The sequence below is a fragment of the Azorhizobium doebereinerae UFLA1-100 genome (assembly GCF_000473085.1).
GTDB classification, from domain to species: Bacteria; Pseudomonadota; Alphaproteobacteria; order Rhizobiales; family Xanthobacteraceae; genus Azorhizobium; species Azorhizobium doebereinerae.
On record NZ_AXBA01000003.1, the window covers coordinates 185,015 to 199,673 of the forward strand.

The 14,659-nt window shown below is 68.9% G+C and carries 13 protein-coding genes; 12 read left to right on the plus strand and 1 reads right to left on the minus strand.

Translation table 11 applies throughout. The features are described from left to right. Window positions 1–7: 7 nt before the first annotated feature. Window positions 8–1,405, minus strand: a complete 1,398-nt coding sequence (locus YU1_RS0104840; RefSeq protein ID WP_029003099.1) for an FAD-dependent oxidoreductase — start codon at window positions 1,403–1,405, stop codon at window positions 8–10. A gap of 135 nt (window positions 1,406–1,540) precedes the next feature. Here YU1_RS0104840 and leuC point away from each other — a divergent pair, with 135 nt between their 5' ends. The 12 genes from leuC to YU1_RS0104900 all read left to right on the plus strand — a co-directional run bounded on the left by leuC (window position 1,541) and on the right by YU1_RS0104900 (window position 14,642). Beyond that, window positions 1,541–2,962, plus strand: a complete 1,422-nt coding sequence (leuC, locus tag YU1_RS0104845; protein ID WP_029003100.1) for a 3-isopropylmalate dehydratase large subunit — start codon at window positions 1,541–1,543, stop codon at window positions 2,960–2,962. Continuing rightward, window positions 2,962–3,591, plus strand: coding sequence for a 3-isopropylmalate dehydratase small subunit (gene leuD, locus YU1_RS0104850; RefSeq protein ID WP_029003101.1), 630 nt, complete (start codon window positions 2,962–2,964; stop codon window positions 3,589–3,591). Before leuC ends, leuD begins: the two co-directional genes overlap by 1 nt. Window positions 3,592–3,682: 91 nt before the next feature. Beyond that, window positions 3,683–4,525 (plus strand): GntR family transcriptional regulator, encoded by an 843-nt coding sequence (locus tag YU1_RS0104855; protein WP_342446983.1) that lies wholly within the window; start codon window positions 3,683–3,685, stop codon window positions 4,523–4,525. Further along, complete coding sequence (locus YU1_RS0104860) at window positions 4,522–5,745, plus strand: ABC transporter substrate-binding protein (protein WP_029003103.1); 1,224 nt, start codon at window positions 4,522–4,524, stop codon at window positions 5,743–5,745. Before YU1_RS0104855 ends, YU1_RS0104860 begins: the two co-directional genes overlap by 4 nt. 67 nt (window positions 5,746–5,812) lie before the next feature. Beyond that, the gene (locus tag YU1_RS0104865; RefSeq protein ID WP_029003104.1) at window positions 5,813–6,685 is read left to right on the plus strand and encodes a branched-chain amino acid ABC transporter permease; all 873 of its coding nucleotides are present in this window, start codon (window positions 5,813–5,815) and stop codon (window positions 6,683–6,685) included. Beyond that, complete coding sequence (locus tag YU1_RS0104870; RefSeq protein WP_029003105.1) at window positions 6,685–7,662, plus strand: branched-chain amino acid ABC transporter permease; 978 nt, start codon at window positions 6,685–6,687, stop codon at window positions 7,660–7,662. Before YU1_RS0104865 ends, YU1_RS0104870 begins: the two co-directional genes overlap by 1 nt. Then, window positions 7,662–8,408 (plus strand): ABC transporter ATP-binding protein, encoded by a 747-nt coding sequence (locus tag YU1_RS0104875; RefSeq protein WP_029003106.1) that lies wholly within the window; start codon window positions 7,662–7,664, stop codon window positions 8,406–8,408. Before YU1_RS0104870 ends, YU1_RS0104875 begins: the two co-directional genes overlap by 1 nt. After that, window positions 8,401–9,102: an ABC transporter ATP-binding protein gene (locus tag YU1_RS0104880; RefSeq protein WP_029003107.1), complete on the plus strand. Its 702-nt coding sequence runs from the start codon at window positions 8,401–8,403 to the stop codon at window positions 9,100–9,102. Before YU1_RS0104875 ends, YU1_RS0104880 begins: the two co-directional genes overlap by 8 nt. A gap of 215 nt (window positions 9,103–9,317) precedes the next feature. Then, window positions 9,318–10,223 carry an isocitrate lyase/PEP mutase family protein gene (locus YU1_RS0104885; protein WP_029003108.1) on the plus strand — a complete coding sequence of 302 codons (906 nt, stop codon included), beginning with the start codon at window positions 9,318–9,320 and terminating at the stop codon, window positions 10,221–10,223. Then, the gene (locus tag YU1_RS0104890; protein ID WP_029003109.1) at window positions 10,220–11,953 is read left to right on the plus strand and encodes a hydantoinase B/oxoprolinase family protein; all 1,734 of its coding nucleotides are present in this window, start codon (window positions 10,220–10,222) and stop codon (window positions 11,951–11,953) included. The genes YU1_RS0104885 and YU1_RS0104890 overlap by 4 nt, the downstream gene beginning before the upstream one ends. After that, the gene (locus tag YU1_RS0104895) at window positions 11,950–14,031 is read left to right on the plus strand and encodes a hydantoinase/oxoprolinase family protein (protein ID WP_035713878.1); all 2,082 of its coding nucleotides are present in this window, start codon (window positions 11,950–11,952) and stop codon (window positions 14,029–14,031) included. The genes YU1_RS0104890 and YU1_RS0104895 overlap by 4 nt, the downstream gene beginning before the upstream one ends. Further along, window positions 14,031–14,642, plus strand: a complete 612-nt coding sequence (locus YU1_RS0104900; protein WP_035713881.1) for a cysteine hydrolase family protein — start codon at window positions 14,031–14,033, stop codon at window positions 14,640–14,642. Before YU1_RS0104895 ends, YU1_RS0104900 begins: the two co-directional genes overlap by 1 nt. The last annotated feature ends 17 nt before the right edge of the window (window positions 14,643–14,659 follow it).

Genomic DNA, 14,659 nt, shown 5'->3' on the forward strand with positions numbered 1-14,659 from the left:
CCTCCGCTCAGGTTGCGGCAGCGCCCGCGGCCCGGCCGGCGATCCGGCCGAGCGTCACCGCCATCAGCAGGCCGTTGCCGGACAGATAGCCGGACGCCTGCGCGCCCGAGACGCCACAGGCGGCTCCGCCGGCGGCGAACAGGTTCGGCAGCGGATGCCGGGCCCGGTCCAGCACACGGGCCTCCGCGTCCACCACGAGGCCCCCCTGGGTGTGAAACAGGGCACCCGTCACCTTCACCGCGCGGAAGGGAGGGGCGAGGTCCGGCAGGCCGGCGAAGGACCGGCCGAAGCCATCTTCGGTCCCGGTGCTCTTGAAGCCCGATACGGCCGTCATGGTGGCGCCCAGCGTGTCGATGGGGACGGACATCCGCGCCGCGAGCGTCGGCCAGTCGTCGGCGGCGAGCACGGCGCCGATGGCCTCCGCCTGGCGAAAATCCTCGAATTGCCGGGCAATGGCCGCGATGCGCGCGTCAAATACCGTCCAGGCCACGCCGTCGGGCTGGCGCAGCACCTCCGCGGCCTGTTCGGAATAGCCCCGGGACTCGTCGCAGAAGCGCTCGCCCCGGCTGTTCACCTGGACGCCGCCCTCCGTGATGGTGGCCCAGGTGACAAGGATGCCGGCCGGATGGGCCACCGACCCGTGGCCCTGATGCCCTGACAGATGCCGCGTGCCGGCGCCGAGCGCCTCACCCCACAACAGGGCGTCGCCCTGGTTGCCGGGATGGCCGAAGTAGAGCGCGTCCGCCAACGAGGGGATGTGCTGCGCCACCAGCGCCCTGTTGCCGCCGTAGCCATTGCAGGCGAGCACGAGCTGGCCGCAGCCCACCTCGTCCCGCGTGCCGTCGGGGCGGGTGAATGCGAGCCCGATGATGCTGCTGTCCTCGCCGGCGAACAGGGTGGTGACATGGGCATCGCAGAGAATGGAGATGTCGGCGCGTTCGGCCGCTCCGCGCAGGGCGTTGATCAGTTCCTCGCCGGAGCGGGAGGGAAGGCCATGCATGCGCCGGGCACTGTGGCCGGGATAGCCGAAATCGGTGATGAGGGAGAAGGCGAGGCCATGGGAGGCAGCCAGCCATTCGATGGCGGGGGCGGCTTCCCGGCTGACACGGTCCACCAGGACCGCATCCGGCTCGTGGTGGGCCTTGGCCATGATATCGGCGGCGAACAGTCCGGGATCATCGACAATGCCGGCCGCCCGCTGCCAGCGCGTGCCGGCGGCGGGAACGAGGCCCGCCGACAGGGCGGTGGATCCCCGAGGCAGGGGATCGCGTTCGATGACCAACACTTCGGCGCCGGCCTCGTGGGCGGCCAGCGCCGCCACCAGCCCGGCCGCGCCGGCACCGATGATGACGACGGGAACGTGGGCATCGAAGGCCTTGCCGGGACGATGGACGATGCTGCTCACGAAGGGCCTCATGCGAGAGAGCGAAGCTGTCTTTCCGTCAGACAATAATCGGTATTAGATATGAAACAAGATTTGCCAGGGGGCCGCATTCCCCCTTAGTCTGGCGCGCAAGAGCGAAAGAGCGGAGGAAGCCGCATGGCGACCGGGAACGCGACAGGCCGCACCTTGTTCGACAAGGTGTGGGATGCCCATGAGGTGGTGCGGCGGGAGGACGGGCAGAGCCTGCTATGGATCGACCGCCACTTCCTCCACGAGGGTTCGTTCCACGCCTTCGACAAGGTGGCGGCGCGCGGCGCCGAGGTGGCGCGCCCCGACCTGACGTTCGGCGTCGAGGATCATTATGTACCCACCCGGGTGCGGGTCCTGGAACGGATGGACCCGGCCATCCGGCGCATGATGGAGCAACTGCGGGCGAACACGGACCGCCATCATGTGCGGCTGTTCGGCATCGACGATCCGGCCCAGGGCATCGTTCATGTGGTGGGGCCTGAGCAAGGGCTTACGCTGCCGGGCCTTTGCATTGTCTGCGGCGACAGCCATACGGCGACCCACGGCGCCTTCGGCGCGCTCGCCTTCGGCATCGGCGCGTCCGAGGTTGCCCATGTGCTGATGACGCAGACCCTGTGGCAGAGCAGGCCGAAGCGCCTGCGCGTGCGGGTGGAGGGTGCTCTCGCGCCGGGGATCGCGGCCAAGGACATCGCGCTGTCCATCATCGCGCGCATCGGCGCCGACGGGGCGGCGGGCCATGCCATCGAATATGCCGGCTCGACCATCAGGGGCCTGTCCATGGAAGGACGGCTGACGCTCTGCAACCTGTCGATCGAGGCGGGCGGGCGCTGCGGGATGGTGGCGCCCGACGAGACGACCTTGGCCTATCTGCGCGGCCGGCCCTTTGCACCGGCCGGCGCAGACTTCGAGCGGGCGGCGGAGGCGTGGCTGGGCCTCGCCGGCGATATGGATGCCGTGTTCGACCGCGAGGTGGTGCTGGACGGCAGCGAGATCGCCCCCATCGTGACCTGGGGCACGAGCCCCGAGGATGCGCTCCCCATCACCATGGCGGTGCCCGATCCTGATGCCGCGGATGATGCGGGGCGGGCTGCGCATATCCGCGACGCTCTGGCTTACATGGATCTGCGCCCCGGCCAGAAGCTGTCCGACATCCGCGTCGATCGGGTGTTCATCGGCTCGTGCACCAACAGCCGCATCGAGGATCTGCGGGCCGCCGCCGCAGTGCTGGCGGGCCGGTCTGCGCAGGTGCCGGGCCTCGTTTCGCCGGGCTCCGCTCAGGTGAAGCAGCAGGCGGAGGCGGAGGGGCTGGACGTCGTCTTCACGTCGGCGGGGCTCGAATGGGTGGATGCGGGCTGCTCCATGTGCGTCGGCATGAATGGCGATCTGGTGCCGCCCGGTGAGCGCTGCGCTTCGACGACCAATCGCAATTTCAAGGGTCGGCAGGGGCCGGGCTCCCGCACCCATCTCATGTCGCCGGCGATGGTGGCGGCGGCGGCCGTGACGGGGCATCTCACCGACATGCGGCCGTTGCTCGCGGGGAGGGTGTGATGCGGCCCTTCACGCAGCTTCAGGCGGTCGGTTGTCCCTTGTCGTTGAGCGGGGTCGATACCGACCAGATCATTCCCGCCCGCTTCATGAAGCGCTCGCGGGCCGAGGGTTATGGCGGCTACCTGCTGCATGATCTGCGTTTTGACGCGGGCGGCGCGGCCCGGGCGGATTTTCCGCTCAATGCGCCGACCTATCAGGGCGCGCAGGTCCTGGTGGCTCGGCGGAATTTCGGCAGCGGCTCATCGCGCGAGGCGGCGGTCTACGCCTTGGTGGACTACGGCATCCGCTGTGTGGTGGCGCCGAGCTTCGGTGACATCTTCGCATCCAACGCGGTGAACAACGGCCTGCTGCCCGCGACCGTCTCCGAGCCGGACGGCGAGGCGTTGCTGGCGGCGCTCGAAGCTCAGGCGGGGCCGATGCAGGTGGATCTCGAAGCCTGCCGGGTGCGGATCGGCGCCCTCGACGTGGCCTTCGCCGTCGATCCCGTCTGGCGGACCAAGCTGCTGAACGGCTGGGACGACATAGACCTCACCACCAGCCACGCGGCGGCCATTGCCGCCTTCGTGGCGGGGGATCGGGCGCGGCGGCCCTGGGCGCTGCCGCGGACGACGGTGGGAAAGCCGGACTGAGAGCCGCCGTTTGGCTTGACAAGCCGGATGGTCATGAGATCACTAGACAGATATCTGTCTTATATAGCAGACAGGAATGGAGCGGCACCTGATGTCGAGCGTCGAACCGCTGAAGGCCCGCCGGCTCTATCTGCTGCTGCGTGACCGCATCCTCAGCGGCGAGGCGCGGCCGCAGACGCGCCTGCCCAGCGAACCGACGCTGGCGGTCGATTATGGTGTGTCTCGTGTGACGGTCCGCCGGGCCCTGGACGAACTGGAGCGCGAAGGGCTGATCGAGCGCAAGCCCGGATCTGGCACCTTCGTCAGCGGCAAGACCGCCGTCGCGCCCATGGTGGCAGATTTCTCCAACGTGTTCACCCATCTGGTGGAGATGGGGCGGCGCACGGGCGTGCGCCTGTTGTCGTTCGGCTATGTGCCGCCGACCCCGGCGCTGGTCGAAGACCTGAAGCTGGAGGCGGGCGAGCGCGTGCAGCGCTCGGTACGCGTGCGGCTCATCGACGGCCAGCCGTTCTCCTATCTGGTCACCCATGTGCCGGAGCGCATCGGCATCTCCTATTCCGAGGCGGACCTTGCCTCCACGCCGCTGCTGGAACTGCTGGAGCGCTCCGGCCTTGCCGCCGAGCGCGCCAGCCAGACCATCGGCGCGGCCCTGGCCGGGCCGGAGGTGGCGGCGGCGCTGGATCTGGAAATTGGCGCCGCGCTGCTCTCCATGACCCGCGTGGTCTACGAGCCGTCAGGGCGCGGCATCGAGCATCTGCAGGCGCTCTACCGGCCCGATCGCTATTCCTTCCATATGGATCTCGTCCGCACCGGGGCGGACGGGGCGCGGCGCTGGGCGCCGGTCGAGCTGTCGCGCCCCGCCGATCCCCAGGCACCAATCCTTCAAAAACGGCGTCCGAAACGGGCCCAACCTCAGAGGAGAACAGCAAGATGACGATTTGGAAGACGCCGCTTGGTCGTCGCGCTGTCCTGAAGGGCAGCACCGCCGCTTTGGCCACGCTCGCCGCCCCCTCGATCCTGCGCGGCGCGGAGCCCGCTCCGATCAAGGTCGGCGTTCTTCAGCCCATCACCGGCGCGCTCGCCATGGATGGCGAATTCGGCCGTACGGGTGCGGAATTCGCCATTGCCGACGTGAATGCGGCGGGTGGCATCAAGTCCCTCGGTGGCGCCAAGCTCGAGATGGTGTTCGGCGATGCGCGCTCCAACCCGGAGGCGGGCACGCAGGAAGTCGAGCGGATGCAGTCCGAGGGCGTGGTGGCGGTCGTCGGCGGCTTTGCCAGCGGCATCTGCCTTGCCGCCAGCCAGACCGCCGCGCGCTATGACCTGCCTTATATCGTCGACGTGGGTGTGTCCGACCAGATCGTGCAGCGTGGCCTCAAGAACACCTTCCGCTTCGGCCCGGGCTTCGGCACCTGCGCCCGCACGGCGTTCGACAACCTTGCCCGTATCAACGAGGCCGCAGGCAAGCCGGCGAAGACGGTGGTCCTGGTGCACGAGGACGGCCTGTTCGGCAGTGGCCTCGCGAAGGTGATGCAGCAGGAACTGCCGAAGCTGGGCTTCGAGATCCTCGATACCATCGCCGTGCCCACGCCCTCGCGCGACCTCTCCAACGTGGTGCTCCGGCTGCGCTCGCTGAACCCGGATCTCGTCATCCCCAGCACGTATTACGGGGAGACGGTTCTGCTCGCCCGCACCATGCAGCAGCAGCGGGTGCGGCCGAAGGGCGTCTATGGCGTGCTCAACGGCGCCGCGTCCAACACGCGCTTCGTGAAGGAATTCCCCGAAGCCGCCGACAAGATCATGGACTGCAACCACTGGTACGATCCACGCAAGGCGGCCGCCCAGGCGCTGATCAAGGCGGCCGCGGCGGCCGGGAAGGGCTGGAACTATAATCTCCCACTCAATTATTCCTGCGTCGGCCTGCTGGCGGACGCGCTGAACCGGGCCGGTTCCACCGACCGTGCGAAGGTCAACGAGGCGCTCGCCGCCTCCACCTGGGCGGACCATGTGATGCCCTACGGCCCGACCAAATTCGTCGATGGCCAGAACCAGGGCGCAGCGCCTGTCTCGCTTCAGGTGCAGGAAGGCGCGATCCGGGTGATCTATCCGGAGGCCTTCTCCGACGCCAAGCCCATCTTCCCGGCCCGCGCCTGAGCGCGGACCACACGACCGGCCCGGCGGCACGCCGGGCCGCAAAGCGACGCCGGCAGCGGAAGAGGCGATGTATTCACTCCCCATTGTGCTCGAAGCCACGTTGAACGGGCTGCTGACCGGCGCGATCTATGCGCTGGTCGCGCTCGGGCTCACGCTGGTCTATGGCGTCCTGCACATCATCAATTTCGCCCACGGCGCCTTCCTCACCGCCGCCATGTTCGCGGTCTGGATGGCGGTCACTTTCCTGGGCGTCGATCCCTATGTGGCCATCCCGTTCCTGACCATTGTCTTCTTCGCCATCGGCTATGGCGCGCAGCGTTTTGTGATCGGCCCGGCGAGCCACGGGGACGACGGCAACATCCTCCTCGTCACCCTCGGTCTCTCCATCGTCATCGAGAACATCCTGCTCGCGGTCTTCCGGGCCGATACGCGGACCATCACCACCGATTATGCCTTCGAAGTGGTGGAGATCGGGCCGCTGCTGATCTCGCAGGCGCGGCTCTACGGCTTTCTCGCCGCCGTCGTGGTCTCCGGCCTGCTGTGGGGATTGCTCACCCGCACGGACACCGGCAAGGCGATCCGCGCCGTGGCCAAGGAGAAGCTGGGCGCCAGCCTCGTCGGCATCGACGTCCGGCATATCTACGCGGTCACCTTCGGCCTCGGCTGCGCCACGCTGGCAGTGGCGGCCTGCCTGCTGATGCCGATCTTCTACGTGAACCCGCGTGTGGGCCAGGCCTTCGTGCTGGTGGCCTTCACCATCGTGGTGCTGGGGGGCATGGGCTCCATACCGGGGGCGCTGGCGGGCGGCCTGTTCATCGGCGTGGTGGAGAGCCTCACCGGCCTGTTCTTCGGCGACAGCCTCGGCCAGATCGGCATCTTCATCATCTTCATCCTCGTCCTGCTGCTGCGGCCCAGCGGCCTGTTCGGAGCGCGGGCCTGATGATGCGCACCTATCTTCCCATTCTTGCGATCGTTGGGCTCATCGCCGCCATCCCCTTTGCGGTGACGTCGAACACGGCGCTCAACTTTGTCGTCTTCGTGCTCATCATCGCTCTGGGCGCGCAGGGGTGGAACCTGCTGGGTGGCGTGGGCGGGCAGTTCTCCTTTGGTCACGCCGCCTTCTTCGGCACCGGGGCCTATGTCTCGGCGATCCTCCAGGTGCGCTACGGCCTGAATGCCTGGATCGCCATGGCGGCCGGTATCCTGCTTGGCGCGGCGGTCGCCTGGGGCATCGGCTTCCTCAGCTTCCGCGCCGGGTTGCGCGGCTCCTATTTCGCGTTGGTGACGCTGGCCTTCGCCGAGGTGCTGCGCATCCTGGCCAATGCCGTTCCCATCACCGGCGGCGCGGCCGGGCTGCTGCTCAAGCTCGACATCGGCGTCCTGAACCTCCAGTTCGCCAGCCGCGCCGCCTTCCTGTGGCTGGCCCTCGGCTGCGTGGCTGCCGGCCTGGTCCTGTGCCGCTGGATCATGGATTCCCGCTTCGGCGCGCAGCTTGTGGCCGTGCGCGAGAATGAGGATGCGGCGCGGGCGCTGGGCGTGGACGTGCTGGCGGTGAAGCTGAAGGCCATCACCGTATCCGGCGCGCTGACCGCTGCGGCGGGCTGCCTCTACCTCCAGTACTTTCTCTATCTCGATGCCAACATCGCCTATGGCGTGTGGATCTCCATCGAAGTGCTGCTGGCGGCGATGGTGGGCGGGCGCGGCCTGGTGCTGGGGCCGCTGGTGGGAGCCTTCACGCTGCATGGCCTCGGCGACCTCACCAAGCAGTTTGCGGGTGGCATTCCGGGCATCGATCTCGCCGCTTATGGCACGGTCCTGATCCTGGTGGTCGCCTTCGCCCCCGGGGGCGTGCTGGGCTTGCTGACGCGCCTTTGGACCCGCCGTGCCGCGGCGCAGCCGGCGGGAGGGCGGGCGTGATGCTCGATGTGCAGGACATCACCATGCGCTTCGGCGGGCTGGTGGCCGTCTCAGGCGCCTCCCTCTCGGTGCCGAAGGGAGCCATCGTCGGGCTCATCGGCCCGAACGGCGCCGGCAAGACCACGCTGTTCACGATCATCGCCGGCTTCCAGGCGCCGAGCGCGGGCCGCGTCGCATTTGGTGGGCAGGACATTACCGGCAAGCCTGCGCACATCCGCGCGCGGTTGGGCATCGCCCGTACTTTCCAGATCGTCCAGCCGTTCGCGGGCCTGAACGTGCGGGAGAACATCGCCGTCGGCGCCTATCTGCGGCATGCCCGCCGCGCCGATGCCCATGCGCGGGCGGAGGAGGTCGCGCGGCGGGTCGGCCTCGGCGTGGATCTCGATAAGCCGGCCGCAAGCCTCACCGTCGCCGGCCGCAAGCGGCTGGAGCTCGCCCGGGCGCTGGCGACAGAGCCGTTATTGTTGCTGCTCGACGAGGTGCTCGCCGGGCTCAACCCGTCTGAGATCCGCGACATCATCCCCGTCATCCAGGCGATCCGTGACGACGGCGTCACCATCCTGATGATCGAGCATGTGATGCAGGCGGTGATGAACCTGTGCTCGCATGTCCACGTGCTGGCGCGCGGCCGGATGATCGCTCAGGGCGCCCCGCGTGACGTCTGTGCCGACCCCGCGGTGATCGAGGCCTATCTCGGCAAGGGCGCCGCCGGTCGCATCGAGGCGGGGGAGGCGAGCGATGCTTGAGGTTCGCGGCCTGCGCGCGGGCTATGGCGGCGTCGAGGTGCTGCGCGGCATCGACCTGTCGGTGAAGGCCGGTGAGATCATCGCAGTGCTGGGCTCCAACGGTGTCGGCAAGACGACGCTCAACAAGGTGCTTTCCGGCGTGCTGGCGGCGGACGCCGGCGAGATGATGTTCGACGGCCGTCCGCTGCAGGGCCTGTCGCCGGCCGAGGTGGTGGAAGCGGGGCTGATCCACGTGCCCGAAGGGCGCAAGATCTTCCCCAACATGAGCGTGCGCGAGAATCTGGAGCTGGGCAGCTATCGCCGCGCCCGGCGCAATCGCGCCGCCAATCTGGAGAAGGTGTACGCGACCTTCCCCCGGCTGCGCGAGCGGATGGGGCAGGCGGCGGGAACGCTGTCGGGCGGCGAGCAGCAGATGGTGGCCATCGGCCGGGGCATGATGGCGGAACCGCGCCTGCTGATCCTCGACGAACCTTCCCTCGGCCTCTCCCCACTGCTGGTGGAGGAGATGTTCGCGCTCATCCAACGCCTGAATGCGGAGGGGCTGCCGATCATGCTGGTGGAGCAGAACGTGGTGCAGTCGCTGGAGGCGGCGACCCGCGCCTACATCATCGAGAACGGCATCGTGGCGCTCTCCGGCGAGGCCCGCGCGCTCGCCGCCGATCCTGCCCTGCGGCGCGCTTACCTGGGGCTTTGACATGATCCTCCTCACGCCGGGCGTGTTGCCTGCCTCCGTCCCGCGCGCCGGTCTGCCTCCTGCCTGGCTGGGACACTCGCAGCCCACATGTTCGTGGCCACGCCGCGATCCATGGGGTTCCCGCCGCACGCCATCGCCCATCGAAACGGTCCTTAATCCGGGGCTGCCCCGTGTGGCGGCCTCCGGCCGCCGCCACTGCCAGGAAGACCTGCGCCATGAGCCTTAAATCCCGCCTCGCCGAGGCCCGCGTCCTCGCCGCGCCCGGCATCTACGACGCCCTGACCGCCTCGCTCGCGACGGCGGCGGGTTTCGAGGCGCTCTATCTCTCCGGTGCGGCGATCGCCTATACGCGCCTCGGCCGGCCCGATATCGGCCTCGTCTCCATGAACGAGGTGGCGGAGGTCATCGCGCTGGTCAGCGACCGCGTGCCGACGCCGCTGATCGTCGATGCGGACAACGGCTATGGTAACGCGCTGAACGTGCGCCGCACCGTCCGCCTGTTCGAGCGGGCCGGGGCGGGTGCCATCCAGATCGAGGACCAGACGCTGCCCAAGCGCTGCGGCCACCTGCAGGACAAGAGCCTGATCTCGGCTGCCGAAATGGCCGGCAAGATCAAGGCGGCGGTCGATGCGCGGGAGAGCGAGGACACGCTCATTATCGCCCGCACCGACGCGGTGGCGGTGGAGGGTTTCGAGCGGGCGATCGCGCGGGCGAGCCTCTATGCGGAGGCGGGGGCGGACGTGCTGTTCGTGGAGGCCCCGCGCTCGCGCGAGCAACTGGCCGCCGTCACCACGGCCCTCGGCAATCGCCGGCCGCTGCTGGCCAATATGGTGGAGGGCGGCGACACGCCGCTCGCCTCGGCCGAGGAACTGGGCGAAATCGGCTTTCGCATCGTGATCTTTCCCGGCGGCATCGTGCGGGCCATCGCGCGCACGGCGCAGGATTACTACGGCTCGCTCAAGGCGCACGGCACCAACGAGCCGTTCCGTGAACGGATGTTCGATTTCGGTGCCCTGAACGCCTTGATCGGCACGCCCGAGATGCTGGCGCTCGGTCAGGATTACGACACCTTCGGCGCCGCGCTCGCCGACACTCCCGCAGCCAAGGAGGCCGCACGATGACCGCGATCGATCCCGTCACGCTGGCGGTCCTCAAGGGCCGCCTGGAGCAGATCGCCGACGAGATGGATGCGACGCTCTATCGCTCGGCCTTCAACCCGATCATCGCCGAGGCGCGGGACGCCTGCCACGGCCTCTACCATGCGCAGACCGGCGCGACCCTCGTCCAGGGCACCAAGGGGCTGCCGATCTTCGTCGGCGCCATGGCCTTCGCGGTGAAGGCGGTGATTGACAAGGTGGCGCGCGAGGGCAATCTCCAGCCCGGCGACACCTTCCTCTTCAACGATCCCTATGACGGCGGCACCCATCTCAACGACTTCCGGCTGGTGCGGCCGATCTTCCGGGGCGGGACGCTCTATTGCTGGCTCGCCTCCGTGGGCCACTGGCTCGACATCGGCGGCAACGTCCCGGGCGGCTTCAACGCCCGTGCCACGGAGAGCTTTCAGGAAGGCGTGCGCTTCCCGCCGGTAAAGCTGTTCGCCGCAGGGGTGATGAACCAGGACATCATCGATATCCTGGCCGCCAATTCCCGCGTCCCCGTCTCCAATTACGGCGACCTTAACGGCCAGCTGAACGCGCTCGACCTCGGCGAACGGCGGTTGGCGGAACTGCTGGACGCCTATGGCGACGCGGTGGTGGCCGGCGCCTTCGAGGCCTTCTCGGACCGCGCGGAGGCGATGATGCGCGCTGCCGTCCGCGCGCTGCCGGACGGCACCTATGCGTTCGAGGATTATCTCGACAATGACGGCATCACCGCCGGCCGCCTCACCATCGCGCTCGACCTCACCATCGCGGGTGACACGATGGTGCTGGATTTCTCCCGCTCGTCGGCCCCCTGCGCCGGGCCGCTGAACATCGCCTATTCCACGGCGGCGGCCTGCTGCTACGTGGCCCTCAAGCATGTGTTCACCGACGTGCCGGCCAATGCCGGCTGCCTGCGGCCGATCACCTTCGTCATCCCCGAGACCACGCTGCTCGGCGTGAAGGCGCCCAAGCCCGTGGGCGGCTATACGGAGACCATCCTGCGGGTCATCGGCGTCGTGCTCGGCGCGCTGGCGCAGGCGGACCCCGCGCGCGCCACGGCGGCGCCGTTCGGCACCATCAATGCCCTGTCGCTGGCGGGGCATCGGGCGGATGGCACGCGCTGGGTAATGTTCTCCTTCTTCGGCGGGGGCCTCGGCGGCAATCCGGAGACCGATGGGCTCAGCCACGCCAACAACCCGATCTCCATGGCGACCATCCCGCCGGCGGAAATCCTGGAGGCGGCCTATCCAGTGATGTTCAGTCAATGGGCGCTCCGGCCGGATTCCGCAGGCGCCGGTGCCCATCGCGGCGGGTTCGGCGCGGTCTATGAAATCGAGGCGTTGACGGACGCGGACGTGTTCCTGCTCGGCGAACGTGGCCTCTATCCGCCCTTCGGCGTGGCGGGCGGCGGGCCCGCGGCACTCAACGTGTTCTCCTGGGAGAGCGAGGATGGAGAGCGGTCTCCGCCGCTCGCCTCCAAGGTGACCGACGTGAAGATCAAGGCCGGCCAGCATGTCCGGCTGGAGACGCCCGGCGGCGGCGGCTATGGCGATCCGCGCGAGCGCAGGCTGGAGGATGTGGTGCGCGACGTGCGCCAGGGACTCGTGTCCCCGGACGCGGCCCGCATGGCCTATGGCGTGGCCCTCGCCGCCGACGGCACCCCCGATGCCGCCACCACCCGCGCCCTGCGCCAGGGAGCCGCCGCATGAACGCGCATGTTGAATCCGCCAAGGCCAAGCCGGCGCCCATGGTCGGCGTGGACGTGGGCGGCACCTTTACCGACCTGTTTTTCTTCGATGCGGCGGCGGGGCGCTTCCGCACCGCCAAGGTCCCGTCCAATCGCGGCGACGAGGCGGTAGGCTTCCTGGAGGGGCTGAAGACCTTCGGCCCGTTGGCGCAGCTCGGTTCCATCGTTCACGGCACGACGGTGGGCACCAATGCGCTGCTGGAGCGCAAGGGCGCCCGGACCGCGCTCATCACCACGCGCGGCTTCCGCGACGTGCTGGAGATGCGGCGGCGGGACCGGCTCCATACCTGGGGCCTATGGGGAGATTTCGTGCCGGTGATCGAGCGCGATCTCCGGTTCGAGGTGAACGAGCGCGTTCTGGCGGACGGCAGCGTGCGGCAGGCGCTCGATGTGGAGGAGGTGAAGGCGGCCGCGCGCGCCGCGCTGGCCCGGGGCGCGGAAGCCCTCGCCATCGTCTTCATCAACGCCTATGCGAACGCCGATCACGAGATGGCGGCGCTCGCCGCGGCGCAGGAGGTCTGGCCGAACGGGAACCTGGCCTGCTCGTCGCAGATCCTGCCGGAGATCCGCGAATTCGAGCGCACCTCGACGACGGCGCTCAACGCCTATCTCCAGCCGGTGGTGGGCAGCTATCTGGCCAAGCTCGACAGCGCGCTCCAGGGGGAGGGGTTCGGCGGGCGGTTCCATATCGTGCAATCCAGCGGCGGCGTCATGTCCACCGCCACCGCCCGCAAGCTGCCGGTGCGCACTGCGCTGTCCGGTCCGGCCGCGGGCGTGATCGCGGCGGCGGCCATCGCCGAGGCGGCGGGCTATCCGGACATCATCACCGGCGATCTGGGCGGCACCTCGTTTGATGTTTCGCTGGTGGCGGGCGGGAAGACGGCGCTGGCTGCGCAGACCACCATCGACTTCGGCCTCGTCATCCGCACGCCGATGATCGAGATCACGACCATCGGCGCGGGCGGCGGCTCCATCGCCCATGTGGACGCGGGCGGCATGCTCCAGGTGGGTCCCGAGAGCGCGGGCTCGCGGCCGGGGCCGGTTGCCTATGGCCAGGGCAACACCCGCCCGACGCTGACCGACGCCAATATCGTGCTCGGCCGCATCAATGCCGATCGGCCGATCGGCGGCAAGCTGGAACGGCTCGACGTGGAGGCGGCAAAGTCCGCCATCGCCGCCCATGTGGCGGCGCCGCTCGGCCTCGGGGTGATGGAGGCCGCCGAAGCCATCGTCCGCATCGCGGACGGCCGCATGGCGGGCGCCATCCGGCTCGTCTCCATCGAGCGAGGGCATGATCCGGCGACCTTCGCCGCCGTGCCGTTCGGCGGCGGCGGGGCCCTTCACGTCGGCGCACTGATCAAGGACGTGGGCCTGAAGGCGGCGCTCGTGCCGCGCTATCCGGGCGTCACGTCGGCGCTGGGCTGCGTCATAGCCGACATCCGGCACGACCAGGTCCAGACGGTCAATCTGACGCTCGATGCGCTCGATCCTGCCGCTTTGGATACGCGCATGGTAGCCGAAGCCCAGGCCGCCCGCGCGGTGGTCGAGGCGGCGGGATTGCCGATGGAGCGGATCGATCTCGTGTTCGAGCTGGACATGCACTATGTCGGACAGACCCACACCGTCGCCGTTCCTCTTCCCGTGGTTGTGACGGACGGCAGCACGGGTATCGACCGGGCCACCATCGCGGCGGCGTTCGATGCGGCCTATCAGGCTTCGTTCAGCCGCCTGCTGCCGGGCGTTCCCGCGAAGATCGTCAACCTGCGCACCGCCGCCATCGGCCGGCGGCCGCATTTCGATCTGCGGGCGCTGGCTCCCGAACCCGGCACCACCGTTGAAGGGGCCAGGCGCGGCACCCGCCCGGTCTGGTTCGCGGGGGCCTGGCACGCGGCGGCGATCTATGCCCGCCTCGATCTCCCGGTCGGTGCGATCATTTCCGGCCCGGCGGTACTGGAGCAGCCCGACGCGACCACATGGATCGATCCGGATCTGGTGGCGCGGGTGGATGGGCTGGGCAACGTCATCGTGGAGCGCGCCTGATGCACGAGCCTGTTTCCCTGTCGCAGACCGCGCTGGTGATCGTCGATCTGCAGAATGATTTCGTCGATCCAAAGGGGGCCTATGGCCGCGCCGGGCAGGGTGCGCCGGCCATCGCAGCCCTGCCGGAGAAGATCGCGCCCTTGGCCGATGCCATGCGGGCGAAGGGCGGGTGGATCGTCTCCACTCATTTCACGCTGGTGCCGGCCAAGGGCGGCGAGCCGCTGATCTCGCCGCATCTGAAGGACCTGCGGCCGTTCCTCGCCAAGGGCGACTTCCAGCCCGGAGCCTGGGGTCACCAACTCGTGGAGTGCCTCGCGCCGGCGGACCTGTCGGTGGAAAAGATCGCCTATTCCGCCTTCTACATGACCCGGTTGGAATGGGTGCTGCGCAAGTGCGACATCCGCAGGCTGATCTTCTGCGGCATCGTCACCAATGGCGGCGTCGCATCCACGGTGCGCGAGGCGCATGTGCGGGATTTCGACGTCAGCGTGCTGTCCGACGGCTGCGCCGCCTTCAGCCAGGAGGTGCATGAGACGGCCATCGCGGCGCTGCGCCCGGTCTGCCGCGTGACGACGATTGCCGAGGCGCTCGCGGATATCGCGCGCGGCTGATGCACGGCCGCGCGCCG

What these genes read in the sequence shown, in the direction of transcription:
- YU1_RS0104875 (WP_029003106.1), top strand. Translation starts at nt 7,662, where the DNA reads ATGCTCGATGTGCAGGACATCACCATGCGCTTCGGCGGGCTGGTGGCC.
- YU1_RS0104900 (WP_035713881.1), top strand. Translation starts at nt 14,031, where the DNA reads ATGCACGAGCCTGTTTCCCTGTCGCAGACCGCGCTGGTGATCGTCGAT.
- YU1_RS0104860 (WP_029003103.1), top strand. Translation starts at nt 4,522, where the DNA reads ATGACGATTTGGAAGACGCCGCTTGGTCGTCGCGCTGTCCTGAAGGGC.
- leuD (WP_029003101.1), top strand. Translation starts at nt 2,962, where the DNA reads ATGCGGCCCTTCACGCAGCTTCAGGCGGTCGGTTGTCCCTTGTCGTTG.
- YU1_RS0104885 (WP_029003108.1), top strand. Translation starts at nt 9,318, where the DNA reads ATGAGCCTTAAATCCCGCCTCGCCGAGGCCCGCGTCCTCGCCGCGCCC.
- YU1_RS0104880 (WP_029003107.1), top strand. Translation starts at nt 8,401, where the DNA reads ATGCTTGAGGTTCGCGGCCTGCGCGCGGGCTATGGCGGCGTCGAGGTG.
- YU1_RS0104895 (WP_035713878.1), top strand. Translation starts at nt 11,950, where the DNA reads ATGAACGCGCATGTTGAATCCGCCAAGGCCAAGCCGGCGCCCATGGTC.
- YU1_RS0104890 (WP_029003109.1), top strand. Translation starts at nt 10,220, where the DNA reads ATGACCGCGATCGATCCCGTCACGCTGGCGGTCCTCAAGGGCCGCCTG.
- leuC (WP_029003100.1), top strand. Translation starts at nt 1,541, where the DNA reads ATGGCGACCGGGAACGCGACAGGCCGCACCTTGTTCGACAAGGTGTGG.
- YU1_RS0104870 (WP_029003105.1), top strand. Translation starts at nt 6,685, where the DNA reads ATGATGCGCACCTATCTTCCCATTCTTGCGATCGTTGGGCTCATCGCC.
- YU1_RS0104865 (WP_029003104.1), top strand. Translation starts at nt 5,813, where the DNA reads ATGTATTCACTCCCCATTGTGCTCGAAGCCACGTTGAACGGGCTGCTG.
- YU1_RS0104855 (WP_342446983.1), top strand. Translation starts at nt 3,683, where the DNA reads ATGTCGAGCGTCGAACCGCTGAAGGCCCGCCGGCTCTATCTGCTGCTG.